The organism is Thermogemmata fonticola, assembly GCF_013694095.1.
GTDB classification, from domain to species: domain Bacteria; phylum Planctomycetota; class Planctomycetia; order Gemmatales; family Gemmataceae; genus Thermogemmata; species Thermogemmata fonticola.
Map to the genome: position 1 here is coordinate 1 of NZ_JACEFB010000018.1, position 25,151 is coordinate 25,151.

General features: G+C 64.5%; 19 protein-coding genes. 5 read left to right on the top strand and 14 right to left on the bottom strand.

Features of this window, described 5'->3' with window-relative positions; genetic code table 11:
* Positions 1–205, bottom strand: a 205-nt coding sequence (locus H0921_RS16245; RefSeq protein ID WP_194539579.1) for a 1-acyl-sn-glycerol-3-phosphate acyltransferase, incomplete at its 3' end; no start/stop codon positions are given.
* A gap of 317 nt (positions 206–522) precedes the next feature.
* Between H0921_RS16245 and H0921_RS16250 the strand changes: the two genes are divergently transcribed.
* A complete protein-coding gene (locus H0921_RS16250) occupies positions 523–891 on the top strand; it encodes a hypothetical protein (protein WP_194539580.1) in 369 nt (122 codons plus the stop codon).
* A gap of 404 nt (positions 892–1,295) precedes the next feature.
* Here the strand turns inward: H0921_RS16250 and H0921_RS16255 are convergent, their stop codons facing one another.
* The 4 genes from H0921_RS16255 to pstS all read right to left on the bottom strand — a co-directional run bounded on the left by H0921_RS16255 (position 1,296) and on the right by pstS (position 6,320).
* Positions 1,296–2,078 (bottom strand): 2-oxo acid dehydrogenase subunit E2, encoded by a 783-nt coding sequence (locus H0921_RS16255; RefSeq protein WP_228499957.1) that lies wholly within the window; start codon positions 2,076–2,078, stop codon positions 1,296–1,298.
* A gap of 16 nt (positions 2,079–2,094) precedes the next feature.
* Complete coding sequence (locus H0921_RS16260) at positions 2,095–2,916, bottom strand: class I SAM-dependent methyltransferase (RefSeq protein WP_194539581.1); 822 nt, start codon at positions 2,914–2,916, stop codon at positions 2,095–2,097.
* Between the two features lie 248 nt (positions 2,917–3,164).
* On the bottom strand, positions 3,165–5,114 hold the full coding sequence (gene pstC, locus H0921_RS16265) for a phosphate ABC transporter permease subunit PstC (RefSeq protein ID WP_194539582.1): 1,950 nt from the start codon (positions 5,112–5,114) through the stop codon (positions 3,165–3,167).
* Between the two features lie 12 nt (positions 5,115–5,126).
* Positions 5,127–6,320 (bottom strand): phosphate ABC transporter substrate-binding protein PstS, encoded by a 1,194-nt coding sequence (gene pstS / locus H0921_RS16270; RefSeq protein ID WP_228499960.1) that lies wholly within the window; start codon positions 6,318–6,320, stop codon positions 5,127–5,129.
* A 342-nt stretch (positions 6,321–6,662) separates the two neighbouring features.
* Between pstS and pstB the strand changes: the two genes are divergently transcribed.
* Positions 6,663–7,427: a phosphate ABC transporter ATP-binding protein PstB gene (pstB, locus tag H0921_RS16275; protein WP_194539625.1), complete on the top strand. Its 765-nt coding sequence runs from the start codon at positions 6,663–6,665 to the stop codon at positions 7,425–7,427.
* Positions 7,428–7,663: 236 nt separating this feature from the next.
* Here the strand turns inward: pstB and H0921_RS16280 are convergent, their stop codons facing one another.
* From H0921_RS16280 to H0921_RS16315, 8 genes are all read right to left on the bottom strand, one after another.
* Entirely contained in the window at positions 7,664–9,466 is a 1,803-nt protein-coding gene (locus H0921_RS16280; RefSeq protein ID WP_194539583.1) for an adenylate/guanylate cyclase domain-containing protein, read from the bottom strand.
* A 347-nt stretch (positions 9,467–9,813) separates the two neighbouring features.
* Positions 9,814–12,036: a protein kinase domain-containing protein gene (locus H0921_RS16285; protein ID WP_194539584.1), complete on the bottom strand. Its 2,223-nt coding sequence runs from the start codon at positions 12,034–12,036 to the stop codon at positions 9,814–9,816.
* Positions 12,037–12,483: 447 nt separating this feature from the next.
* Positions 12,484–12,759 carry a membrane protein insertion efficiency factor YidD gene (yidD, locus tag H0921_RS16290; protein ID WP_390622570.1) on the bottom strand — a complete coding sequence of 92 codons (276 nt, stop codon included), beginning with the start codon at positions 12,757–12,759 and terminating at the stop codon, positions 12,484–12,486.
* Positions 12,756–13,580, bottom strand: a complete 825-nt coding sequence (gene rnpA / locus H0921_RS16295; protein WP_194539585.1) for a ribonuclease P protein component — start codon at positions 13,578–13,580, stop codon at positions 12,756–12,758. The genes yidD and rnpA overlap by 4 nt, the downstream gene beginning before the upstream one ends.
* Positions 13,581–13,631: 51 nt before the next feature.
* Entirely contained in the window at positions 13,632–14,561 is a 930-nt protein-coding gene (locus H0921_RS16300) for a DnaJ C-terminal domain-containing protein (protein ID WP_194539586.1), read from the bottom strand.
* A gap of 809 nt (positions 14,562–15,370) precedes the next feature.
* Positions 15,371–16,744 carry a DUF3754 domain-containing protein gene (locus H0921_RS16305; protein WP_194539587.1) on the bottom strand — a complete coding sequence of 458 codons (1,374 nt, stop codon included), beginning with the start codon at positions 16,742–16,744 and terminating at the stop codon, positions 15,371–15,373.
* A gap of 175 nt (positions 16,745–16,919) precedes the next feature.
* Positions 16,920–18,029 carry an alpha/beta hydrolase gene (locus tag H0921_RS16310; RefSeq protein ID WP_194539588.1) on the bottom strand — a complete coding sequence of 370 codons (1,110 nt, stop codon included), beginning with the start codon at positions 18,027–18,029 and terminating at the stop codon, positions 16,920–16,922.
* A 334-nt stretch (positions 18,030–18,363) separates the two neighbouring features.
* Positions 18,364–18,753, bottom strand: coding sequence for a hypothetical protein (locus tag H0921_RS16315; protein WP_194539589.1), 390 nt, complete (start codon positions 18,751–18,753; stop codon positions 18,364–18,366).
* A gap of 312 nt (positions 18,754–19,065) precedes the next feature.
* Here H0921_RS16315 and H0921_RS16320 point away from each other — a divergent pair, with 312 nt between their 5' ends.
* On the top strand, positions 19,066–20,394 hold the full coding sequence (locus tag H0921_RS16320; RefSeq protein ID WP_194539590.1) for a TIGR02996 domain-containing protein: 1,329 nt from the start codon (positions 19,066–19,068) through the stop codon (positions 20,392–20,394).
* Between the two features lie 108 nt (positions 20,395–20,502).
* Here the strand turns inward: H0921_RS16320 and rsgA are convergent, their stop codons facing one another.
* Positions 20,503–21,705: a ribosome small subunit-dependent GTPase A gene (gene rsgA, locus H0921_RS16325; protein ID WP_228499962.1), complete on the bottom strand. Its 1,203-nt coding sequence runs from the start codon at positions 21,703–21,705 to the stop codon at positions 20,503–20,505.
* 286 nt (positions 21,706–21,991) lie between these two features.
* On the opposite strand from rsgA, the gene H0921_RS16330 reads away from it, so the two are divergent.
* Together H0921_RS16330 and argS are read left to right on the top strand one after the other, a co-directional pair.
* Positions 21,992–23,053: a DUF6807 domain-containing protein gene (locus H0921_RS16330; RefSeq protein ID WP_194539591.1), complete on the top strand. Its 1,062-nt coding sequence runs from the start codon at positions 21,992–21,994 to the stop codon at positions 23,051–23,053.
* A gap of 245 nt (positions 23,054–23,298) precedes the next feature.
* Complete coding sequence (argS, locus tag H0921_RS16335; protein ID WP_194539592.1) at positions 23,299–25,128, top strand: arginine--tRNA ligase; 1,830 nt, start codon at positions 23,299–23,301, stop codon at positions 25,126–25,128.
* The last annotated feature ends 23 nt before the right edge of the window (positions 25,129–25,151 follow it).

Below are 25,151 nucleotides of genomic sequence, written 5' to 3' on the forward strand. Positions count from 1 at the left end.
ATAACCAGTCGATGTAACTGACGTGATTGGCCACCAGCAGAACGCCTCCCTGGAGCGGAATCTGTTCCTGTCCAACCACGCGATAGCGATACAGGAGGCGGCACAAGACCCAGCCGATAGGGCGCAGCAACAAGGAGGGCATCAGCCACGTTGCCGCCGCGGTGGTCACGAGCAGTCCAGCCAGGGTGAGCAGGATAAGGGTCATGGCTGTCCTCCAGGCGGGCTGTTTTTGGGGGAATTGCGCCACAGCGCTGGGGTAGTGCTCAGCTTACACTCTTTCCGCCAGCCTGCCAACGCGCCGGATTCCCAGAATCTTCATGAATGCGCTTGCAGCCAAACCGCGGCGATGCTATACGCCCGCCACTCTCAGGAACTCCACACCGCTGGCGAGGAGGGAAGGGGCGCGGGAACGTCCCGCGGGAGGGGGAAGTCGATGCTGCGATCGGCGCCCGCTGGGACGCCCCGCCTCCGAAGTCTCCGCGATAGCTAGCTGGGCCGGGAGATAGGGGGAGGCACGCTCTGATGCCTGTGGCCTGCGAACCGCTACTGCGGCACATCCTGCGGGATGAGACCCTCACCCGCGGCTTGGGGGACATCGAGGCGCGGATGCTCATCGACTGGCTCACCGACTGGACCCAACTGCTCGCGGATGCCGCTCGCTCCGAAGCCGAAGCCTGGTCCTGCGTCCGCCGCCTCTGCCGGCGCGCCAGGGCCATCGCCCGCTTCGTGCAACTCTGGTCCCAACCGGCGGATCGAGGAGCGGCCGCCCAACTGGCCGCCTGCGAACGCTTCCGCTGGCCCCTCCCCAATCGACCCCTCGAACCCCCTGACCTTATGCATCATATCCTCACTTGGGAAAATCAGCATCCCGATGCCACCGAGGCCGCCTAAATCTGAACTTGAAACAATTAGCCTCCCGACGCCGCCGAGACCCCTTGAAATCCCACGACCGAGCCGCCGGCTCTCTGCGGCAAGTGGCGCTTTATCCACCCACTTCCTGTTTCCTGGATTGTCCGGTCCAGCCTGCCGAGCTGTCCGGTCTAGCCCGCCGTCCACCCGTGGAAGGAGGGATTTGTTCCCCTCGCCACTCCGCCGCCCCTGCCGCGGCGACAGAAGTTTTCCCCACTTCATGAAACGGACTTTCGCGAGAGTTACACGAGGGGCTACCGACTCAGGAGGGGAGACTGAATTGGATTTTGGGGCAACGTGGGACGATCAGGGGAAAGTTCACGAAGTTCACGAAGTCCGCCAAGTCCATTCCCGTCTTTGAAGGCGGTATTTCCCTCAAGACGGCGTCAAGCTGGGATAGCCGCAGGGAGGGGTTCGCTGCCAGGCCAGGCGAGGAGTTCTGAGCGGATGCGGGTGTTTAGCATTTCTTCCAAGCGCTGGAGGGCACGGGCTGCCGTGGCTCCGTCGAAGACGCGGTGATCATAGATCAGTCGCACCGGGACGCATCCTTGCGGGTCGATCACTCCATAATTGAGGGTCACGGTCAACGGGGAGAGCGGATGGAGGGATTCCGCGCCGAGGGCGGAGTAGCTGGACAGGCCGAAGGTACCGCAGACATTGCCGCGCCAGTGGCGGCAATTGAGGCTCAGCCACCAGAGGAGGCGGCGCAGGGGGCGAGGCAAGCCGCTGAGCCAGAGGGTCCGGCGGAAGTCCTTGATCTGGTCCAGAGGCGCTGTCTGAGCCTGGCGAATGCGCTCGGCGATGGCGGAAAGCGGCAGGCGGGCCGGATGCTTGATCCGGATCGTCAGGACGGCCTTTTCGTCTTCCCAGTCCCGTTCCACAGCCACAGCGGCCACGCTGCGGTCGTACTCCACGAGGTGCGGCCGGGGGAAGGCACAATAGGCTCGGCGCAGCGGGGGCAGTTCTTCGGCGACGAGGGCGTAGGCTTTGACGAACAAAGCGCTCCAGGGGGGCCGAGGGGCAGGCAGAGTGCTGCGGGCGGCCACCACCGGCGCCAGGCGGCAGAGGCGCTGCACGGGAATCGACGGCACGCGCCGGGCAAAGTGCAACAGATCGTTGACGAAGATGCGCGGGCGGCTCCACGGCACCTTCCGGCCTCGGATCGCCATCGCTCCACCCCCGATTTCAGGCCGAGGATACGCTGCGGTCCCCGGATATGTTCCGATCTTCCTTTCCCTTGACGGCCCGGAAGACGTAAGCCTGACCGGCGTAGCTGCGGCGGTACTCCACGGCGGTGAAGCCGGCCGCCTTCAGCTTGCTTTGGACCGCCTCGGCTGGCAGATAATGGAAGCGGCCCCGGCGGGCTTCCGCTTTCAGCCATCGGCCATAGCGCAGCATCCGCCAGCTTCGGCGCAGAAACCGGAGCGGCTTGTCACTGCGGAAGGCATCGCCGAGGGAAGCCAAGGCCACCCGCCACCACTTCGGCTCCGGCACATTGACCGAAAACACGAAGCGGCCGCCCGGCTTGAGCACCCGCCACACTTCCCGCAGCAGCCGGTCATATGCCTGGGTTGTCCAGCGCTGCTCCGCCTCCGACCAGCTTTGCGCATAACTGATGGACAGGCCGGAGATGGCATGGTCAAAGCTGGCATCGGGGAAAATCTCCAGGCCGTTGCTGAAATCGTGGGTCAGGAAGCGGAGGCGGGAACCGGGCGCAGGGTGGAGCACGCGCCGGAGATGTTCGTAAGCCTCGGCGTTGACGGCGGCGCAATCCAGCCCCACGATCTCGGCCACTTGGCCCCGCGAGGCTTCCCACAAACCCCGGCTCAAAGCCCCGCTGCCGCACCCCAAATCCAGCCAGCGCTCCCCAGCCTGCGGAGCGGCCCACGCCAGCGTGTCACGGTGAAGCTGCCGGTACGGCGTCGTTTCCTGCTGCGACCAAAACGCCTTTGCGCATTTGGCCTCCAGCCAGTGATTCACAGCGCTCCTACCGGCCCGCGGTGGCATACTTCCTCCTGCCAAGTCCTGATCCCTGCCGCATTCGACGCACCACAGTAGCTTTCCCCCATGGCAGCGGTCAAGGCGAGATGCCCGCCCCCCAGCGATTTTCCACCTTTGGGATGACGCGTTCTGCTCCCCCTCTGAAGTGCGTTCCCCATCGCCGCCGAAACACGAAGGGGGCGGCAGGCTCGGAGGGAGGAAAGGATATGGCCGCCAGCGCGCCCTGGAAGTGTGGAGCCGACCCAGGGCAGCCCTCAGCGTGCACTGTGCGCGGAACGGGACAGCCATCGGCTGGTGACGTTGATGCACAGGACCAGGACCAGCAGGATGAAGGCGCCGGCCCAGGCGAGGCGCTGCCAGGCTTCGTCGGGTTTCTGAGCGAAGTCGTACACGTAGAACGGCAAGGAGGGAGTCGGGTCGGCCAGGGAACGGGGGAAGAATTGGGAGCCGCGGGCCGTCAGGATGAGGGGGGCCGTCTCGCCGAGGATTCGTCCGGCCGCGAGCAGGATACCGGTGAGGATGGCCGGCCAGGCCGCCGGAAGCAACACAGCCCGCAGAGTCTGCGCCCGCGTCGCTCCCAAGGCGGCTGCCGCTTCCCGCAGTCCCGCCGGCACCGCACGCAGCGCTTCTTCCGCCGCACGGGCCACCACCGGCACCATCATCACTGCTAGGGCAAAGGCCCCGGCATACGCCGAGTAACCCCACGGGCGGCTGCTCCACGGCGGCGAGACCAGCAAAACGTAGCCGAACACGCCGATCAGGATCGACGGCACGGCGGTCAGCCACTCCGCAGCGCGGCGCACCAGACCGTTGAGCGGATGCTGCGGATATTCGCTCAGGAAGATGGCCACCAGCACGCCCCAGGGGACGGCCACTGCCGCCGCCAGCAGCACCAGGATCGCGCTGCCGTACAGGGCGTGGGCCAATCCCGGCGGCTCATCCCCCGGCAAGTGGGTAAAGACCGCCCAGGAAACTTCCCCCGCCCCTTGATACGTGATGTACCCCAGAATCAGGAACAACGGCAGAATGGTCAGCCACTGGCAGAGGGCGAGCAGCCAGCTCATGATGCGGTCGATCCGCGCTGCCCCACGGCGATTCGCCGCCCGGCGGAACGTGGCCGGCGTGATGCTTTCCCCAGAGAGCCGCTGCGGTCCGACATCCGGGGGCGGCTCCGCAGTGGGAAATGAGGGAGCGGAGGAAGCCGAGAGGGAAACCGAGGAAGACCGCCGCCATTTCCAGAATCGCCACCAGGCATAGCGTGCGGATTGACCCGTTACCTGGTGGCGCACCACCGCTCGGCCTGCACTGTTCATCAGCCACGCCAGCAGCAGCAGGAGCAGTCCCAGAGCCATCAGCACCGCTCGCCGCGGTTCCTGCGGCGTGGTCTCATGCAGTTGCTTGGCAATCAGGCTGGGAATCGTGTCCCCCGTCGCCGTCAGGGAGAAGTTGAAGTACTGGGCATTGCCGATGACCATCGTGACGGCCATGGTCTCGCCCACGGCCCGGCCCAAGGCGAGCAAGATGGCAGCGACAATCCCTGGCCGAGCAACCGGAAGAATCACGTGCCGGATCATCTGCCACCGCGTCGCTCCCAAGGCCAAGGCGCCTTCCCGCAACGCCAGAGGGACCGACCGGCAGGCGTCGTAACTCAGGGCCGTAATGTACGGCAACACCATCACGGACAGGACCAAACCCGCCGCGAGCAGCCCTTCCCCGGACGCCTGCTTCCACCCGGCCCAGGCATAAAGCGGTCCGAGCAGCCGTCGGGCAAGGAACTCCAAGGCCCAAAAGCCGAACACCACGCTGGGAATCGCCGCCAACAGTTCCAGAAAGAAGGCACTGATGCGCCGCCGCCTCGGTGTGGCCAGCTCCGACAAATATACCGCCGTCCCCACTCCCAACGGCACCGCCACCAGCAAGGCAATCGCCGAAGTGACGCAACTGCCGTACACGAACAGCAAGGCCCCATAGGAGCCGCGCTCCGGGTCCCAATTGGTACTGCTCAGCAGGTTCCAAAGGCCCAGATGCCCCAGCGCCGGCCAGCCCTGATGCAGCAGCACGGCGATCAGAGCCGCCGCTAAGATCAGCACTCCCCCAGCACCGCCCTGGCAAATCAAGGCCACCAGCCGATCGCTGCTCAGCCGTCCCCGCAGGACCCAGCCGAGGAAAAAACGGCGGACCGCTGATGGCGGAGGAGGTGTCATCGCTTCCCAGTATCACTCGAACAGGACGGTATCGAGCAGTTCCGCTCCGCGGCGGGACAACTCCGGTGGTAAAGGGGCGTATCCCAAATCTGCGGTATAACTCTGCCCTTCCTGAAGCGCCCACTTCAAAAACGCTACGATGGCCCGCCCCGACTCCGCCGGCTGCTTTTGATACAGCAAAGCGTAGCTGACCCCGACGATCGGATAGGCTTCCGCAGCGGAAGCATCCGTACAGGAGAAGGCCAGAGGGTGGAGGGAATAGGGTTCCTCTTTCTTCGGGGCTTGCAGGGCGGCCTGGGCGGCTGCCGTTACCGCCGCGGACTCCGGGGCTACCGCTTGGCCCGCCGCATTCACCAGCCGCGCGACGCTCAGTTGGTTCTTGCGCGCATATTCCAGTTCCACATACCCGATGCTCCCCGCGGTCTGCTTCACTTGAGCGGTGATGCCCGCATTCCCTTCCTTGCCCAAAATCTCCACCGGCCATTTCGGACTCTTGCTCGCCCCGACGGCCTCGGCGAACTTCTGGCTCCGCTTGCTCAGATACTCTGTGAAAATAAAGGTGGTCCCGCTGGACTCCGCCCGCCGCACTGGCAAAACCGGCAGGTGCGGCAGCTTCGCTTGGGGATTGAGCGCTGCCAGGCGGGGATCGTCCCAATGTTGAATCCGTCCCAGGTAAATGTCCGCTAGCACTTCCCCGGAAAGGATCAACTCCGGCACCTCCGGCAGGTGGTAAACAATCGCCACGGCGCCGAGCGTCAACGGAATATGCAGCACCTCCCCACCGGCAGCGCGGGCGCCTTCCCATTCGCTGCGGCTCATTGGAGCGTCGCTGCAACCGAAGGCCAGGTTCCGATTGATCACGTTCGTGATCCCGTAGCCGGAGCCTTTCGCGACGTAGTCGATCTCCACGCCCTGCTGCCGACGGTATTCCGCGGACCACTTCTGCATGAGCGGGTCAATGAACGTGGCCCCGCCGGCGCTGATCCGTAGCGGTGCGCTCCCCCCCTGCCGTTGGCACGCCGGAACTGCGAGCACTCCCAGCACGAGGACCAGAACCCTGCCCATCCCGCGGATGCCCGCCCTTCGGACGGCTCGCATCCACCGCCAGCGGTTGACCCAGCCACTCATGATCTCGTAACCCTTCGCGGGATCAGTACCCACAACCCCGCTGACAGCCGTCCCTTCTTCCTCGTCTGCCAGCGGCATTTCCCGTCTGTCCACGGCACTCCGACGCGCCGGAAACCGCCGGAGGGAAGCGTCGACTTTACCCTATGCCCGCCTCGCAGAGAAACTGTGCAATTTCTGCAAAGAATAAGTGAAGATCGCCGGTGGCAATCTACACCAAAAGCTCATCGTTCCTTTACGTCAGTCCCGTGTTCTGCCGGTATGCTCAACGTTGGACAGAGAGCGAAAGCGACGGGCCGAGAAGGAAAACGGGGACTCCCGAGATAAGGATGACCCGCTATGAGCGCAGTTGCCCCTCCGGTCACCCTGGGAACATGGGCGGGAACAAGGACCGCGGCAGCGGGAGCGAGCGTCGTGGCAGGAATGCCCTCCGCGGCGGTCCGATTTCGCCTGGAAAGGGTCAATTTCTGGTACGGTTCGCACCAGGCGTTGTATGACATCACGCTGTCCATACCGGCCCGCGCGGTGACGGCGTTCATCGGGCCGAGCGGCTGCGGCAAAAGCACCCTGCTGCGCCTGCTCAACCGGATGAACGATCTGATTGAAGGAACACGACACACGGGACAAGTCCTGCTGGACGGTGAGGACATTTACGCTCCGGGTCAGGACGTGGTGGAGCTGCGGCGGCGCGTCGGAATGGTGTTTCAAAAGTCCAACCCCTTCCCCAAGTCGATCTACGAGAATGTGGCGTTCGGGCCGCGGATGGCGGGCTGGCGATCGGGCCGTGCCCTGGATGAGCTGGTCGAGCGCTGCTTGCGCCAGGCCGCCCTGTGGGAGGAGGTGAAAGATCGCCTCCACACCTCCGCTTGGGCGCTCTCCGGCGGCCAGCAGCAACGGCTGTGCATCGCCCGTGCCCTGGCCACTCAGCCCGAAGTCCTGCTCATGGATGAACCATGCAGCGCCCTGGACCCCAAGAGCACCCAGGCGGTGGAAGAATTGATCCTGCAATTGAAACAGCACTACACCATCGTCATCGTGACCCACAACATGCAGCAAGCGATGCGCGTCGCCGATTTCACCGCCTTCTTCTACGAAGGCCGACTGATCGAAAACGGACCGACAGCGGAGATGTTCGCCCACCCCAAGGAAAAGCGCACCGCCGACTATCTCTCCGGCCGGTTCGGCTGAAATCCCTCCTGGCTCTCCTCCCACGACGGAGCGCCGCCACACCTTCCGTTCCCCGCAGGTTGGGTGGAGACAAGCCCCCCTCTCCTTGCCGCCTTCCCATTCTTTGTTACCCTCCTGTCCTCTTTGTCTGCCTTCCCATCTCCTCGACACTCTCCAGCCGTAGGAGGACGATGAACTGGACCGAGACAATGGTTTGACGAAGGCCTGTCAGTCCAATGGTCTGGCAGTGGGGGGAATTAACTCTTGTGCAAGATGGGGATGGCGCCGCTCCAGGAAGCGGGGGGCTTGCGATTGTGTTGGAGGATGATTTCCATGAGGAGGTCTTTGCCGCGGTCGTCGGGTGGGATGCGATGGAGGAGGCGGTAGGCTTCGTCCCAGTGGCCTGCGAGGAAGGCATCGAGGGCTTGTTCGTAGGTGGTGATGTCGCTGTCGCTCAGGGGGGCCAGCGGACCGGCGGGAAGCAGTTCGGCCACGGTGAGGGGGCGGGTCAGCCCTGCGGGGATGAGGCGGGCCAGCCGGCGGACGCGCAGAAGCGAGCCGCTCTCACTTCCTTGCCGCAGGGCCGTGGCGGTGGCCTCGTCCAGAAGGATGGGAACGCGCAGGAGGCGGGTCAGGTCTTGCAGGCGCGCCGCGAGATTGACCGGCGGGCCGAAAACTGTGACTTTGACTTGCTCCGCCGTGCCGATGCCGCCGGCCACTGCCCGGCCGGAGGCGATCCCGATGCCGGCACAAAAACCGTGCAGGATGTGGCCTTCGTCCTGGCTCTTCGCGGTCAGCTCCCCGTGAATGTCCAGGGCGGCCAAGGCAGCATCACGCATGCGGGCGGGCTGCGGTGTCGGCCAACCCCAGAAGCCGAGAGCCGCATCCCCCAGGAAATCCGCCACGACTCCCCCATGCCGCAGGATCGCCTGGGTCATAATTCCCAGAGCGGCGCTGACCCGTTGCAAGGCTGGCAGTAGGTTTCCCTCCGCGGCTTCCACCGTGCGGGAGAAACCCCGCAGATCGCAGAAAAGCACGGTGACATCCGCCTCACGCGGTTCCAGCGCTTCCCCCGCGGCTCGGCTGCCGAGCAGCTCCAGCACGGCCGGCGAGAAGAAGCGGCGGAACAAACCCTGCCGTTCCTGCAACTGCTGCACCTGCCGCAGCGCCCCGTAGATGTCCGCCACCAGCTCCGCGAACTTGATGTCTTCGTGGAGTTGCTGTTCGTGCCACGGCAAGGGAGTGCCGGCTGCCGTCGCGAAACGCCCCGCCACGTACAACCCTCTTTCTGGCCCGCTCTCCTGGCGCAACGGTGTGCAGAAAGCCCAATCGAAGCTCTCGTGCAGAGTGTAAGCCGCAGCCGAAGCAGCGGGGGCAGACGGAGAGGGAGGCGAAGAGGAGGACGCTGAGCCAGCGGGCGGCCAAAGGTGCAGCACCGTCTGACGCTGTTCGCGCAGGGCCTGGCGGATCAGCCGCCGGCTGGGCAGGAAGCGCCCCTCGCCGCTACGCCGCCGGTCCCAGAAGAGAACGGCCTCCGTGGTAACGATGGCCGCCGCCTCGGCAGAGCGAATCCCGGCCAGGAGCAGGTCCACCAGGCGGGCCAGTCCCTCGCGTTCATCGGCGGCGCTGCGGATGACCTCCGGCAAGCGGCGGAGGACGTCCAGGCGGCGAGGCGCATCCCGAAAGGGAACCGCTTCCAGCTCCTGCACCGTGATGGTGCGGCTCTGGACCGGCAGGGGGTCGGCTGCCTCGCCGGGCTTCTCGGAATCCGCCTCCAGCGTGAAGAGGGTCCGCCCGATGACAAAACTGTCCCCCACCTCCAGTACGGCCTCTTCGACTTCAGCACCGCGGTGAAAAACGGGATTCCTCGCTTGAGGCAACCGGCGGAGACAAACCGCGGACCCTTGCACCTGCAATTCGGCATGGCGGCGCGACAGAAATGGTTCCCACGGCACAGGCCAAGCTCCGCTCGCGCGTCCGAGGATGACGCTGCCTTGCGGCGGGAGGGGACGCCGCCAGTGCTCGGTCGGTTCCGTACCCTGGGCCACCAGTATCAGCATGCCGTGCGATCCTTTATTAGCATAAAGTTCGATCCGTTCGGAACCGCCGCTTCGGGATTTCCGCTGCCCCTTCCCTTCCCTCTCATTCCCGCTGCCGTTTCCCTTCCTTCCATCTGCCGCTGTTTCCTTCTTACCGCCCTCCGTTGTCTTGGGATCGTCAGTCGCCTGCCGGTGTTATCCCAGGGCGCTCTCCCCCTGCGAATGGGGCTATGGAGCCGAGCGGTATCAGGGAATGTTGCCGGCCGAGCCGGTTCATCCGCATCCCGTCGCCTTTCTTTGCTTTGCAGCCCGCCGGTCGGCTTCGCAAGTCCAACATGCGGACCAGGCGAAGCAAGCAGGGGGAACACTCATGGTTTATTATCGGCCCAGGTAGCGGGTTGAGATGTCGAGCGCGGTGTGGCCAGAGGGACCGTAGGGGTGGGCGTGTGGAGGGATTCCGGCCAGGGAGGCGGGGCGAGCCAGCGGCGGAAGAAACGAGCCAAGCGGGAGGAGGGCACCGGCTGGAACAACGCCGTCAACCCCGTGGTCCAGACGACAAACAGGAGCACAAGCAGGCCTAGGGCCGCCGCCGCACCCAAGCCCAGCCGCCATTGCAAGGCCCGCACTGGGGCCAGGACTTCGTCCCGCCGCTGCTGCACCAGCACCACAAAACCGCTATCCAGGGGATGCTCTTCATCCGCGAGGATGGTGACCGGCACCGCCGCCGCCAGCCAGCTTCCCGCGAAAGCCGGATCATCCACCGGATCGGTGTAAGACTCGAACCAGACACCCGCGGAAGGGGAGGCCAGGGCGGGAGCATCCTGCACCGGCTGGGCGACCAGGGCTTCGACCACGTTGTGAGCGTAGTACAGCGGCAGGTTCTCATCCGGCAGGTCGGGAGGCAGGCGGGTCATGTACGGATGGCGGATGATCAGACCGGCGCGCCCTTCCTTCTCGTCCGGCCGGCGGTCGATGAGCACGGAAAAGCGGGGCGTATCCGCCGGGGCTGCGTCTTGCTTGAGGTCGACCGACATCGCCAGCACGCCGATCGGTTCCAGATCATCTGGCATGGCATAGACCGGGACACTGAAGGTGACGGTCCAGGTGCGTGTACTGCGGCGGCGGTACACCAGGGAGCGGTGGGGGGCGGTGATGATGGCCTGCGGCGGGCCGGCTCTGTCCTCGGGAAGATTGTGCCCCAGACCGGTGAAGTAGTCGCGGTAGCCGAAGTAGTGCAAGCGGAAGCGGCTGGAGGGCGATGCGCCGCGAAGGATGCCGTCGGCATCGAGGGCCATCCACAGCGAGGCTTCGGAACCGGCGCGGAAATCCCGATTGTATTTGGCCCGCCGTTCCGTGAGCCACTGCTCCAGCGCCACTTGGGCCTGGGGATTCTCGGCGAAGCGGTCATCGGTGAGCCACTGATGCAGTTGCGGATCGGCGGCCTCAAACTCCAGCAGCCGCCAGCGGTGCTCGATCTCCATCGCCAGTTGATTGGCTTCCGCCGCAGCCGCGAAATGATTGGCCGCCAGGGCACGCTGCACCACTTCCCGTTCCGCGGTGGTGATCGTGGTGTAGAACCCATAGGCGCCCAGGAGGGAAAGGATCAGCAGCAGGCTGGCAAAGGCAGCGGCGGTGATAGCCAGCAACGGGCGGCGCAGGCGTTGCAGTTGCCAGGCGTCCAGGGCGGAGAGCACGGCCTGGGGATTGGGGTAGCGTTGCTCCGGCTGAACCGCCAGGCAGCGCTCCACGATCGCGGCCAGACCCGCATCCACGCCCGGCACCTGGCGGTGACCGCGGGGAGGGGGTGCTGTCAGCAGATGCTGGCGATAGGCGGCCAGGCGCTGGGACAGAGGCAGGGCCTCATGCCACGGACCCTCGCCGACGTAGGGCGGCACGCCGGTGAGCATGCGGTAGAACACTGCCCCCAGCGCATACACGTCCCAGCGGGCATCCGGCACCGCCTCCAGATCGGCCTGTTCCGGGGCCATGTAAAACAGCGTGCCTAAAGCCGGCGAGGCTTCCTGCACCAATCGGGCCTGGCCAAAGTCCGCCAGACGGGGCCGACGCTCGCGGTCCAGCAGAATGTTCGCCGGCTTCAAATCGCAGTGCAGAATCCCCTTGTCATGCGCCTGGATCAACGCCACGGTGATCTCGCGGAAGTAAGCGACCGCCTGGTCCACCGGCAGCGCCCCCTGCGCCTGGAGCAGCTCCTCCAGCGAGCCGTTCTCCATGTACTCCATGACGTAATACGGCGGGTCAGCCTCCCAACCGATCTCGAACAGTTGCACCACGGAACGCTCAGAGAACAGATGCCGAAGTTTGTCCACTTCCCGCGCCAGACTGGTCCAATCCACTCCTCCGCGGTCGGTGAAAAACTTGATGGCCACCTGCCGGCCGGTGTTGCGGCTGATCGCCGTCCAGACCTCGCCATACGCCCCGCGGCCCAGAAAACGCTGCAACGTGTAGCCCGGCACCTGGGGGATGCGCCGCCCCCCGCGCCGGCTCAAAGCCTGAGCCGTAGCGTATTGCTCCCGATCCATGCGCGGGGTGCTGTCCCCTGGCCCGGTTGCGTTGTCCCCACTGTTCGTCATGGATACCGTCCGTCCTGCAAAGCCTGGGCGAGCAAAGTCCTGGAGGGCGAGCGGAGTCCTGGAGGGCGGATGCCTTTGCCTGCATCTTACACCGCTGTGATGCAAAAGCATCTTACACTGCTGTTATCCGAATCGGAGACGGAGGGAGGACAAAACAGCGCTTCCAACGGGGACAAAGTGCTAGTTCCAAAGTGGACCAAGCAGCGGTTCCGACGTGAATAAAACACCGGCTCCGACGTGAACAAACGGTGATTCATGACGGAGATAACGTCGCAATGCCGACAGGGGTGAAGCGGCGGTCCGAAAGGGTCCGAGACAGCGGACCTCGCCATTAGGGATCGTAAGTATCGCCACCAGGGATAAGTAGAGTAGGCCTCGCCACCAGGGATAGTAGGCATCACCATCAGGGATGGTAGGTCTCGCCACGGGGGATAGTGATCCTCGCCCTCAGGGGGGATCGAAGCCGCTCCCGCCCCACGGATGGCAGCGGCAGAGCCGCCACAGACCCTTGAGACTGCCCCGCCACGGACCGTACTTGCGCACTGCGGCGATGAAATACTCGCTGCAACTCGGCTGGAAGCGGCACATGTTGGGAGGCAGTAGCGGCCGGATCAGCCCCTGATAGAGGCGAACCAGACCGATGAGCAGAGCAGCCGCCCCCTGCCGGCAAAGATGGCCGGTCGAGCGCACCGCTGCCGCGAGCCAAGCCAGCCAGGGTTTCACGATCGTTTCTCCGGCGCAAGGGAAGCGGACGCGGGCGAGTTCGAGGCCAAAGGCGCTTCCTGAACCCCAAGGGCTTCCTGAACCCCAAGGGCTTCCTGAACTGGGGGTGGCTCCTGCGCCCCAGGTGCTTCCTGAGTCATCGGGGGTTCCTGAACGGCGGGTGGTTCCTGGGTGGGCGGCGATTTCTGCTGCGCCGGTGGTTTTGGCGGGGAAGGAGACGGGGCAGCCTCCGCGAGCCGGCGGGACAAGCGGCGGGCCAGACGCATCAGCGAACGCCGAATGGCCTCCAGAGAGGGAACCTCCGCAGTGAGACGGGGCAGAACCACGTAGTCGATACCGGCGGGCAGTTCGTGCTGCGACAGGCGAAAGGCTTCCCGGAGCAGCCGCTTGAGGCGATTGCGGCGCACCGCCTTGCCCCACTTGCGGGATACCACGCAGCCCAGGCGCGGGTAAGGCAGTTGGCTCGGATAGCCATAAACGATCAACACCTCGTCAGCAGTGGAGACTTTGTGGGCGAAACAGCGCTCAAACTCCACGGCCCGCTTGAGGCGCAAGTGAGCCGGAAAGGTGTAACGGCGCGGCGGGTTCCCTCTCCCTGACACCGCTTCACCTGCTCCTCCACCCTCCGGTGCGACACTGGGTGGGAGCGGCTGTCCCCCCTTCATCGGTCCCTTCTCCTCCGGCTGTTGGATCGGCCCCGCCTCCTCCGCTCGTGGCGGTCCGGCAGTCGTCAGCGCACGCGGTTCGATCGGCAGCGGCGGAGTCGGATCGGGAGGTCGTTCGCCGCCTTCCCCCGACTTCCGAGAGCCATCCGGAAGCATGGAGTGCGAGAGCATAGCGGTTGCAGGAAGAGCAGCCTCGCCGGAGCGGAATTAGGCCGAGGCCCAAGGTACATTGGCCCGCGGATTGTAGGGGTTGCGTCGGGCGAACTCGGCGATCAACTCCCGGCTGTGGGCATCGACTTCCCCCGGCGGCACCATAACTTTGAACACCAGGTACAAATCCCCGCCCTGAATGCCTTTGCCGCGGATGCGGGCGCGCTTGCCGCTGGACGTGCCGGGTTGCACTTTCACTTCCAGCCGCTCCCCGGTGAGCGTGGGAACCTCGACGCTTCCGCCCAGGATGGCCTCGGCAATGCTGATGGGCACATCCAGAAGCAGATCGTTCCCTTCCCGGCGGAAATAGGGGTGGGGTTCGATATGCACCTTGAGCAGCACGTCCGTACTGCCGGTGGCCTCCGCCGGCACGCGCAACTTCTTTCCCTCTTCGATCCCTGGTGGAACTTTGACATCGATCTGCCGCCCGCCCACCTGGATGGAAACCGTGCCCCCCAGCGCGGCGGTTAGGAAGGGGATGGAGACCTCCGTCTCGACTGGTTCCACAGTCGGAGTGGCGCGCACCCGCGTCCGGCTTCCGGTGCGCCTCCGGGGACCACCGAACAGGTCCTCCAGGTTGCTGAAGCCGCCGAAGCCGCCAAAGCCACCGAAGCCGCCCATGAAGCGGCGGAACAACTCCTCCGCCATTTCTGGATCAACATGGACCTGTTCCGCGTTGCCAAACCCGCCGCCGAATCCCCCCGGCGGCGGACCGGCGAACCCGTACCGATCGTAGGCCGCCCGCTTCTGCGGATCGTTCAGAATCTCATACGCCTCCTGCACCTCCTTATAGGCATTCTCCGCCTGCTTATCCCCCGGATTGCGGTCCGGGTGATATTTCTTGGACAGTTTCCGGTACGCCTTCTGAATCTCCTCGGCAGTAGCATTGCGCGACACGCCGAGCACTTCATACGGATCACGCGGCATAGTGGTTTCCCATTCCGTTGGTCTCTATCCTCTTGGTTTCCAAGCCTGCCGGGTTGGAATCTTCTCGATCGCTTCCCTGGTGGTCCCTGTCGGGCTTCTGCTTCCGCCCTGGTGAGGCGGTCGGGCTTCCGCTTTCGCCATACCCCTGGACTTCCCCGTCGGGAAGCACATTTGCCGAATCTACTGCCATTTTACGGCTTGCGGCCCTTCTCAACCGCTGCCCCAGGGGGGAAATGGCTCTCCCCCACTTCGTGCGACGGGCTGCTCCGTTTGTATGGGCGGCTTTGTCTTTGCTGGCTCGGCTCCCCGTTTCCTCCAATCCTTCCCCGCAGCCCCTGCCTTCTCCTGTCCTTTCCGGCAAGCTGCCTCTCTGGTAAGCTGCCTCGCCGCTTCGATGAGTCAGAGAGGAATCGGGAGAGGAGGGATTCACCGCGGTCCGTGTTTCTGCTGCCTCCGTGATCGTTTGGGAACTTTTCTGCTGCCGCCACGATCGCTTGGGCACACTTCCGCCGTCTGGGCAATCGTTGGGGAACATGAACATATCGGGGGAAACTGAACCAGGACAACCTCTTCAGCCGTCGCCGTAGGGGAAGGAACCGCAAAGGGAACATATCGTTTAGAAACAAGCATATGGGAAGGAACTGGAGGATAGTCTCTTCAGCCGTCGCCGTAGGGGAAGGAACCGCAAAGGGAACATATCGTTTAGAAACAAGCATATGGGAAGGAACTGGAGGATAGTCTCTTCAGCCGTCGCCGTAGGGGAAGGAACCGCAAAGGAAAAAGTCTCCGCCAAGGGAGGGAAGCAGGGATTAGGCGCCCACCTCTTCGGCTTCGGGGAGCGTTTCGGTCTCGGCGGTGGCGATGCGGCCGGCAGTCTCGGTGATGGAGACGCTGCTGACGGCGAACTGGCGGAGTTTTTCCGTGGCGGTGGCAATGGGGACGGCGAGGAAGCGTTCCAGGCGGCGGGGCGGTGCTGAAGCCGGGGTTGTGGGAGCAGCTAGGGACAACTCGGCTGCGGAGTCTGCATCTGCGAGGGTTTCCCGGATTTCCACCAGGCCGAGGCGGCGGAGCTTGGCCAGAGCGTCGTCGATTTCAAAGTCGATCTTCATGTTGAGGCGCCGTTCCAGGTCCAGTTCGACGTAGTCATCCAATTCGGCAGCGGACCAGCCGGGGGCGCGGGCATAACGCCAGAGGTAGAAGTAGGACAGGAGGATTTCCCGCAATTCCTGTTCCTCGGCTTCGTCCATCATGCGGTGGAACACGCCGGCGTTGTTGTCCAGGTTCTGATAGTAAAGGCTCTGGTGAAGCTGGAGCATGTAGGTTTGCCGGGTGGTCTGGAAGCTGGCGTAGGTCTTGTAGCCGTAGCCGAGGATCAGGGCCAGGGGGGTGTAGAGGGTCAGCAAGCCGAGTAGGCCCGTGCCGCCGGCGAGGGTGAAGCCGGTCAGCGGGACGGCGCTGAGCTTCCAGCCGACGTAGCCGATGGAACCCGCCGCGGAACCGCCGAGTTTGCAGCGGTCCGTCCAGGGCATTTTGATCCGTGTGCCGGGGAGGAGCATCTCGATGTCCATCTGGGGGATGTCTTTGAAGAGTTTGAGGAAGACGCTTTCGGTGTCGGCATAAGAGCCGAGGCGGCGGTGGGGCCGCTGTTTGAGGACAATGACGACCCGCTGGAAGATGGGCACGGACACCGTTTCCCGGCGGAAGAGGCGATACCAGCGGCGGCGGACCCGCTTACCGATCCCTTTCCCTCGGATGAACACCTCCAGGGTCTCAAAGCAATTCCACTCCACATCCATATCCACGCCCCAGTCGCTGGCCCCTTGCATGATCTGTTCCAGCTCCGGGCGGGTCAGGCGGATGTAATTGGCCCGCTCCATCAGGTGGATGATGTCCGCCATCAAGGACTGGCAGGCCTGGGCGCGTTCCTGGGCAGTAAGCTGGCGCAAGGGACGGGTATCGGCATCGGGGTCGAAAGGGGCATAGGCGTTTTTGAGGCGCTGCAAGTGGGCATGGCACTGGGCGTGGACGCAGGCCGCCGCGGCATCAGCGAAGGCGCGGAATTGCTCGCGTTCCTCCGCCGTCAGTGGATTGACACCTCCCGGACCGCTGTCCGTACAGAGCAGATCGAGCAGGTCGGGGACCCGCAGGGGGATGAAATGTTCGCGGTCGGCATATTCGGCCATGATACGTCCTCCGTGGGGTGTTTTCCTCGTTCGGTTTGGGAGGCGGTATTGGTCCGACGGTATTTGTCCTCAGGGGGCCGGGTGTGTTCGGGGAACGGAGGGCGGGGCGCGCGTCGGAGGTTCTCCACCAGCAGCAGGGATTCGCGGTTCTCCTCGGTTCAATGGGGGACGAAACTCAGGGGGTGCGGACGGAGTCGCCGCGCAGATGCTCGGTCATGGCCTGGAACATGGGCAGCAGATAGGCGGCGGCTCCGACATGGGTGGCTTCGAGCCAGAGGATGCGGGGCTTGCCGGTGGCTTCCCAGAGTTGCCGTCCGGCTCGTGGTGGCACGATGTCATCGCGAGCCGCGCAGATCAGCAGCAGGTTTTTGCGTCGTAATTGGGGAGCGTAAGTGAGCGGGTCCATTGGGGCGATCAGGGCGCGGAGAGCGGCCTTGCCTCCCGCGGCTTCGATCAAGGGCAGATAGCGCTGCGCCAGGGGATGATCCGCGTAGGCATCGACCAGTCCGCCGCCGCCCAGCAGGAGGCAGACGTGTTGCAGCCGCGGTTCGTTGGCGGCCGCGATCGCCCCGATGAGGCTGCCCAGGCTCGTCCCGGCCAGACCGAGCCGCTGGGAATCAAACACCGGTTGGCTGGCTAGCCAGGCGGTCGCACAGCGGATGTCCAACACCGTCTGCCGGACGCCGCTGAGTGTGCGGGGAAGGTCGGTGGAGATCAGGCGGATGGAGCTTCCCGGCGGGCGGCGCGGCCCGTAGTACGCCATGTGCACCACCAGACCCGCCACCCCATGCTGCGCTAGCCACAAAGCCTTGGCCCGCGATACCAGCGCATTCCCCTGCATGATGTCCAAAACGATGGCCGCTGGAAACGGACCCGCGCCAGGTGGCAGGAACAACTCCGCATGCACCGTGTTGTTCTCCACCACGTCCGTGGTCACCGGCGAGGGAAAGGTCAGATCGTAAATCCGCACGCCGCAGCAGATCAACTCCTGCCGCAACCGCAAGGTATAGCGAAAGGTGTAGGGCTTGGGAAAGCGGAACAATTCAGCGACACCGGCCGCCTCGTCGTTGCGAGAATCCACCGTGATCTGCCCGCTGGGCTGAGCTTCCAGGCGGTGCGCTGCCGAGAGGGAGCGTGGCGCTTCCATATCATCTGCGGCCTGCGCCTGACCCGGACGGCCCCACCCTCCGGCCATCACCCCGGCCAGCCCACCCAAGGCTACCATGACCAGCCGCCACACCTTCGCCTGACCCGGCTGTGCGTTCCACGATCGGCTCGTCTGCATACTCTCGGCCTCCCCTACGGCTTGGTCCCCCCCTACGGAGGGATTCGCTCGGAGCGGCATCGTATTGTCCCGCTTCAGGGACTCGGAGCACGGACACTCCCGAAACCGCCCCGCACCTTCCCGACAATTACCGATCATACCGCAGGGGCCGCCGCGCCCTCAAGGGTCGTAGTTTCTGTTTTCATCAGATGGGAATTGGACCAAAGCAAGCACAGCGAAGGCCGGCTTCCATCGGTAACTCCAACGTTGAATATATTGGCAGGCTGAGCCTCAGCGTTGAACATGCTAGCCGATCGGGCTTTAGTGTCGAACTGGCAATCGAAAGAGGCGGCCGTCAGCGTCGAATACGCTGGTAGGTTGGAAGAGGCGGCTGGTTGTAATTCGGATAGCGTGTGGAGGGAAACAGGGTGGGAGCCGGGAGGGGACTCGGCCCGGCCTGGGTATGCGGCACCACAATTTTCTTGCCGAAGAGGTTGTTGATCGTCTTGACGTAGCCGTTGTTTTCGACGGCCTGGGCGGTGGTCGCCCCCAGGAGCTGGATGGTCTTCTCCGCCAGCGAAGCCGAAGCCTGGGTAGGCCGAACCAATAGCCGGTTCACATCGATGGGCTTGTACACAATGTCCTGGGCCTGCACTTGCGGCAGACTCTGAGCCAGGCCGAGGCACAGGGCCAGGGCCAATCCTCCGCGGACGAACCAGGGCGAAATGGGAATGGAGCGCGGCATCGCCTGTTTTCCCCCATAAGAGTGACCGGGCTGAGAGGGAAGACGCCGGGAACCCCCGCTGAGCCTCGGCGTTGAGTGCCCGCAATGTGGGGCGTGCGGCTTATAACCTTTGCGGCGGACGTGTCAAGAGGAAATGGTCGAACATCCCATGCTCTGCGGCATAGCACCCGCCGGGGGGATCGGTTGAGGGGACCGCCTGGGCCGTCGGGCCGATTCGCCCACCGAGATGGCGAACACATTCGAGCGCCGGTAAGATCGGGAAAAGGGATACAATGTCCGAAGGAAGTTGGATCGCACGGGGAGGCGGTTTTGATGCGGGAGCGTCCAGTACCGGAACCGCTCAAGGTGGAGCCGTGGTGGCAGCGCTTCGGCTTCGAGGTCAAGGCTTTGCTCCGCCAGATCGCCCAATCCCCCTTCGACCCTCTGCCGCGCCTGATTCTCGCGGACGCTCTGGAGGAAGCCGGCGCGCCGACGCGGGCCGAGTTCATCCGCCTCCAGGTCCAACACTTGCGGGACCAGTTACTTTCCTGGGAAGACGACAGCTTTCTCACACGGCGCGAACGGCAACTGCTCGCACGGCATCGGGCCGAGTGGCTCCAGGGACTGCCGAAAGGCTTGAAGTGGCAATTCTGGGGCGGCCTGGCCGAAGGGGTGGAGATCGAGCAAGCCGAAGAGCTGGAGCGCGCCAAGCGGCATCTCGATGTGCGGCGGGTGCTCTGGCGGGTCAACTCGCGCGAGCATCTGCTGACGCATCTGGCCCTGCTCTCCGGGGTGGCCGCTCTCCACTTGTCCGGACGGCGGATCGAAGCGGCGGGGGTAGCCCTGTTGGTCCACTCTCCCTATGTCCAGGACCTGGCGGTGCTGAACCTTTGGGACAATCGGATCAACGTGTCCGGGGCTGCCACGTTGGCCAACTCGCCCTATCTGCAAAACCTCTCGGCCCTCCATCTCGGCAATAACGACCTGGGCAATTACGGCGTGCAAGCCCTGGCTGAATCCCCTTATCTTGGGAAGCTGAAGGTGCTGAATCTCCATTCCAACCGGATCGGTCCGGCGGGTGCCTTGGCCTTGGCTCAATCGTCTCAGTTCCCGCAACTGGCCACTCTGATTGTGAGCCGCAATCCGCTCGGCGACGCCGGAGCAGAGGCGTTGGCCCAGTCGGCGAACTGGCAGAACCTCTCGGTCCTGAACCTGGGGTACGCCGGGATTGGACCCGCCGGGGCAGCCGCCTTGGCCCAATCGGCCCTCCTCCAAAACCTGACCACCCTCAACCTGCAAGGCAATGCGATCGGCGATGAGGGAGCAGCGGCCCTCGCCGCCTCGCCCCACCTCCAAAAACTCACAACCCTGGAACTGGGAGGAAACGCGATCGGCGATGAGGGAGCAGCGGCCCTCGCCGCCTCGCCCTACCTCCAAAAACTCACAACCCTGATCTTGTGGAACAACCGGCTCAGCACAGAAGGAGCGAAATCGCTGGCTCAGTCCCCTTTCCTCCAGAATCTCGCCACCCTCAAACTTCAGGGCAATCTGATCGGCGAGGAGGGCTGGGACGCCTTAGAGAAGTCGCCGCATTTGCGCCGCTGCCGCTCGGATTTCCGCCTTCAGAGGAAAAGGACCTTCAGTACGGGCGATCCGAGTTGACACGCGCCGCCGGTCTCTTGATCGATCTGGATCAATAGGGGAACTTCATTCCATCTCTGGAGCAACGCGCAGCGCCGGTTTCTGGGAGGACACATCACTCCCCTCCCCTCACCATTTATCTTCCGGCAGGTCGTAGAAGAGGCCGAGGTAGGAGTGGTAGCGCCGGGGACTGATGCGATTGCGAGCGACGGCCTGCTGGATGGCGCAGCCGGTCTCGTGGGTGTGGGTGCAATCGGCGAAGGCACACAGGGGCACAAACGGCCGGAACTCCAGGAACAGCCCTTCCACTTCTTCTCGCTGGATCTTCCAGAGCTGGAGCTGGCGCACGCCGGGAGTATCGACCACCCATCCCCCGTCGGGCAAGGGGAGAAGCTGAGCGTAGGTCGTGGTGTGGCGCCCTTTCTCGGTAGCGGCACTGACCGCGCGCGTCGGCAGATGCAAATCCGGCAGGAGAGCATTAAGCAGGGAAGATTTGCCTACCCCGGATTGCCCCGCGAAGACGGTGACCCGCTGGTGCAGATACTGCCGCAGGTGCTCCAGGCCATAGCCGGTGGTAGCGCTGGTGAGCAGCACGGGAATGCCCAACTGGGCGTAGTAGCCGATGAGGGGCTGATAGACGGACGGCTCAGGCACCAGGTCCACCTTGTTGAGGAGGATGAGGGGCTGAAGCTGGCCGAGGGCGGCCGCCGCCAGATAGCGGTCGATCAGGTGGGGTTTGAGTTCCGGCTGCATCAGGGAGAGTACGATAGCCGCCTGATCGACATTGGCCGCGACGACATGTTCCCGTCCCCGGCTGGCCCGGGTGAGCAAGCCGTGGCGCGGTTCCACGCGTTCGATGAGTCCTTCACGCGGGGCGTTGGGATCGCCGCCACTGGCCGGGGCGGGCCGGAGCCAAACCACGTCGCCGCAGGTGACGACGTGGCGCTCCTCCGTCGCCAGACTTTTGAGCAAGCGGCGGACGGCACAGCGGTAGGTGCGGCCATCCTCCCCCGCGACGATCGACAGCAAGCCGTGGACCCGCAACACTCGACCCCGGATGCACTGCTGCGAATCGACCGCCGGCAAGGCAGCCGCCTCTCCCTCGCCCGTCCCTTCCGTAACCACCGTGCGCCGCCGCGACAATTCCCCCTTGGCGCGGACCCGCTCGCTGGTGGGAATGTCGTCCGCCTCCTCCCCGCTGGCGAACTCCCGCGTCAGGTCTTTCTCCCGCCGCCGCCGGGACAGATTCTTGCGCAGCTCCACGCGAATTTTCTTCTTCGGCGGTTCCCGCTCGGACTCAGCATCAGAGGATCGGCTCATACCGATCATCATACGCCCTTCTCCGCCCGCCGAGCACCCGATTTGCACACCTTCCACCAAAATATTCTGAAGCACATCCCTCTTGCTTCTTCTGCCTTCCCCGCAAGCCCACCCTTGACGGAACCGTCTCACTTCCTCACACTGGGAACAAGATCACCCCACCTAAGGAGAGGAACGGGAATAATTCAAGGGGGAATCCCAAACTCCCCATGCCAGAAACGGGAACACCCCCTCTGGGAAAGCAGGACGCTCCCCCACTGGTGCCGACTCGACCCTCTCAAGCTCAAGGAGATTCCCCATGATCCGAACCCTTGTCGGGAAACCCACTGCATGGCCTGCCTTCGTCCTGGCGGCAAGTCTGGGGCTGGGCGCGAACACGGCCTGGGCCGCCGAGGTGCAAGCGGAAGTCCTGCCGGGAGCGATCGTGTTCAAGGTCGGGCAGGAGGTGGTCGCGCGGTATGTGACGGACAAGCAGTATGCCAAGCCTTTCCTTTATCCGTTGCGGGCGCCATGCGGGGCGCCGGTCACGCGCGGCTGGCCGGTGGAAAAGGGGCTGCCCGGAGAAGTCACCACCGACCACGTCCACCAGAAATCAGTCTGGTTCTGCCACGGCGATGTCATCCCCGAAGGGATTCCGCTCAAAATCCTGACCACGGAGCGCGGCGGGCGGGGAGTGGACTTCTGGAGCGAAGCGCGGGACAAGGACGGCACTCCCCGGCACGGGCGGATCGTCTGCGTCCAGGTCGGCAAACCGCAGGTGGTACGCCCCGGCCACATCCGCGTGGAAACGCTCAACGAATGGCTAACCCCGGAGGGGACCCGCATCCTGGACGAAGTCCGCGTGATCCACTTCCTCGACTGCCCGCACGGTCGGCTGTTCGTCTTCGACATCACCTTGCAGGCCAAGGTCTGCCCCATCACCTTCGGGGATACGAAGGAAGGCTCGTTTGGCATCCGGGTGCACGACGCCCTGCGGCCCAGCGTCGCCGGCGGAGGCACCATCACCACGGCCGAGGGGAAGACTATCACGCCTCCGGCCAAGGATAACCTGCCCATCTGGGGCCATCCCGCCGCTTGGATCGACTATTCCGGCAAAGTCGGGGACAAGGCGGTAGGGGTGGCTGTCTTCGATCATCCGTCCAACCCCCCGGCGAGCTGGCATGTGCGCGCCTACGGTTTGAACGCCGCCAACCCCTTCGGGCGCCAGCGCAGCGGTTTTCCCTCCCAGAAGGGGAAAACGGAGCTGCTCCACCTGGCCAAAGGCGTGGAGCTGAAACTGCGCTACGGTGTGTATGCGCACGACGGGGACGCCGCCGCCGCCCAGGTAGCCCAGGTGTACGAACTGTTCCGCAAGCTGTAAGACAAACACGCCAGCGCGGCGCAAGCGGGCCGAGGCCGTTGGCCTCGCGGACAGGGTTCGGTCCGACTGCCCCCCTGCGCTGCCAGCGTCCGGTCCGACCGGCACGGCTGGCATGCCCGCGAGCTGACTGGTTCTGCCGCATCCTCCGCCTGCTCGGCCAAGGCAAGGCTGCTTGGCCAAGGGAAGGGTAGGTTAGGGTGCCGCGGCCCGGAGCAACAGGAACGTTTTTTCGAGCCGAAGCCAACATGAATCTTTTGGAGCGCATCCGAGAATGGGTCCGGCCGGCGCTCGCCGCGCTGGTTTCGGAAACCGCGGTGATCGAGGAGCTGCTGGGCACGATTCGTACTGCCGGCAGGCCGGAACATGGGGATTACCAGATCAACGCCGCTCTCCCTTTGGCCAAGCGCCTGGGCCGGCCCCCCCGTCAGATCGCCGAGGAATTGCTCCGGCACCTGCCCCCCGCGGAGGCTTGGGAAACCCCGGAAATCGCCGGACCGGGCTTCATCAATCTGCGCTACCGCAATAGTTTCCTGGCCGAAACCTTGACAGCGGTGGCTGCGGATGAGCGGCTGGGCGTCGCACCGGTCCGCCCTCCCCGCCGTTACGTCATCGACTACAGCAGCCCCAATGTCGCCAAGCCGCTGCACGTCGGCCATCTCCGCAGCACCATCCTGGGAGACGCTCTGACCCGCCTGTTGCGCTTCCTGGGGCATACCGTCATCACCGATAACCACCTGGGCGACTGGGGCACGCAATTCGGCATTCTCATCTACGGCTACAAGCATTTCGTTGACCCCCAGGCTTATGCGGCGGACCCGGTCCGGGAGCTGGCCCGCTTGTATGTCCATGTGCGCAGCCTGTTCCGCAAAAAAGGGGACGACGACGAGGACGAAGACGGCGGCGATGACCCCATCCGCCAGGCCTGCCGGCTCGAAACCGCCCGCCTCCACGCCGGCGATCCCGAAAACCTCGCCCTCTGGCGGCAATTCCTTCCCCACTGCCTGGAGATGATCGAGCGCATCTACCGCCGCCTCGGCATTCTCCCCTTCGACTACCAGTTAGGGGAAAGTTTCTACCATCCGTTTCTGCCGGCGATCGTGGAGGAAATGCTCGCACGGGGTCTGGCCGAAGAAAGCGAAGGGGCGGTGGTCATTCCCAATCCTGCCGGGCGGATTCCGCGCACCCCGGAGGAGTGGCAGCGGGACGACCCGCCGGGCATCCTCCGCAAGCGGGACGGCGCCTTCACCTACCTGGCCACCGACTTGGCCACCATCCGCTACCGCGTCGAGCATTTCCAGCCGGACGCCATTCTGTACGTGGTGGACGCCCGCCAGGCGCTGCACTTCCGCACCTTGTTCGCCCAGGCCCGCCGCTGGGGCTACAACCAGGTCGAACTGCACCACATCAGCTTTGGCACGATCCTGGGAGAAGACCGCCGCCCCTTCGCTTCCCGCACGGGAGGAGCGCCGGAACTCGAAGAGCTGATCGAACAAGCTGTCCGCTTGGGACGGCACAAATACGAGCAGTCCCGTCAGGAACGGCTCGCCCAAGGCCACAAACTCCCGGACTTGAGCGACGCGGAGATCGCGGCCATCGCCGAAGCCGTGGGCATTGGCGCGATCAAATACGCCGATCTCAGCCAGAATCGCACAAGCGACTACGTCTTTAGTTACGACAAAATGCTCGCCACCGACGGAAACACTGCCACCTACATGCAATATGCCTACGCCCGCTGCCGTAGTATCTTCCGCGAAGGAAACGTGGCCGAGGAGCGCTTCCGCACCCAACCCCCACCGATCCAGATCACTCACCCCAGCGAGCGGGCTTTGGCCCTGCAACTGCTCCGCTTCCCGGAAGCCTTACAGGCCGCCGCCAGCGAATACCTCCCCCACTACCTCACCAATTACCTGTGGGAGCTGGCAAAGACCTTCAGCGGCTTCTTCGAGCATTGCCCGGTGCTCAAAGCCGAGCCGGCTTCCCTGCGGGACAGCCGCCTGCTCTTGGTGGACCTGACGGCCCGCATCCTGCGCCAAACCCTGGAGCTGCTCGGCATCCGCACCGTGGAACGGATGTGATGGCAGCGGGTCGCTATCGGCGT

Coding starts and splice junctions, on each gene's coding strand:
- H0921_RS16250 (WP_194539580.1), top strand. CDS start 523: ATGCCTGTGGCCTGCGAACCGCTACTGCGGCACATCCTGCGGGATGAG.
- H0921_RS16255 (WP_228499957.1), bottom strand. CDS start 2,078: ATGGCGATCCGAGGCCGGAAGGTGCCGTGGAGCCGCCCGCGCATCTTC.
- H0921_RS16260 (WP_194539581.1), bottom strand. CDS start 2,916: ATGCCACCGCGGGCCGGTAGGAGCGCTGTGAATCACTGGCTGGAGGCC.
- pstC (WP_194539582.1), bottom strand. CDS start 5,114: ATGACACCTCCTCCGCCATCAGCGGTCCGCCGTTTTTTCCTCGGCTGG.
- pstS (WP_228499960.1), bottom strand. CDS start 6,320: ATGCCGCTGGCAGACGAGGAAGAAGGGACGGCTGTCAGCGGGGTTGTG.
- pstB (WP_194539625.1), top strand. CDS start 6,663: ATGCCCTCCGCGGCGGTCCGATTTCGCCTGGAAAGGGTCAATTTCTGG.
- H0921_RS16280 (WP_194539583.1), bottom strand. CDS start 9,466: ATGCTGATACTGGTGGCCCAGGGTACGGAACCGACCGAGCACTGGCGG.
- H0921_RS16285 (WP_194539584.1), bottom strand. CDS start 12,036: ATGACGAACAGTGGGGACAACGCAACCGGGCCAGGGGACAGCACCCCG.
- rnpA (WP_194539585.1), bottom strand. CDS start 13,580: ATGCTTCCGGATGGCTCTCGGAAGTCGGGGGAAGGCGGCGAACGACCT.
- H0921_RS16300 (WP_194539586.1), bottom strand. CDS start 14,561: ATGCCGCGTGATCCGTATGAAGTGCTCGGCGTGTCGCGCAATGCTACT.
- H0921_RS16305 (WP_194539587.1), bottom strand. CDS start 16,744: ATGGCCGAATATGCCGACCGCGAACATTTCATCCCCCTGCGGGTCCCC.
- H0921_RS16310 (WP_194539588.1), bottom strand. CDS start 18,029: ATGCAGACGAGCCGATCGTGGAACGCACAGCCGGGTCAGGCGAAGGTG.
- H0921_RS16315 (WP_194539589.1), bottom strand. CDS start 18,753: ATGCCGCGCTCCATTCCCATTTCGCCCTGGTTCGTCCGCGGAGGATTG.
- H0921_RS16320 (WP_194539590.1), top strand. CDS start 19,066: ATGCGGGAGCGTCCAGTACCGGAACCGCTCAAGGTGGAGCCGTGGTGG.
- rsgA (WP_228499962.1), bottom strand. CDS start 21,705: ATGATGATCGGTATGAGCCGATCCTCTGATGCTGAGTCCGAGCGGGAA.
- H0921_RS16330 (WP_194539591.1), top strand. CDS start 21,992: ATGATCCGAACCCTTGTCGGGAAACCCACTGCATGGCCTGCCTTCGTC.
- argS (WP_194539592.1), top strand. CDS start 23,299: ATGAATCTTTTGGAGCGCATCCGAGAATGGGTCCGGCCGGCGCTCGCC.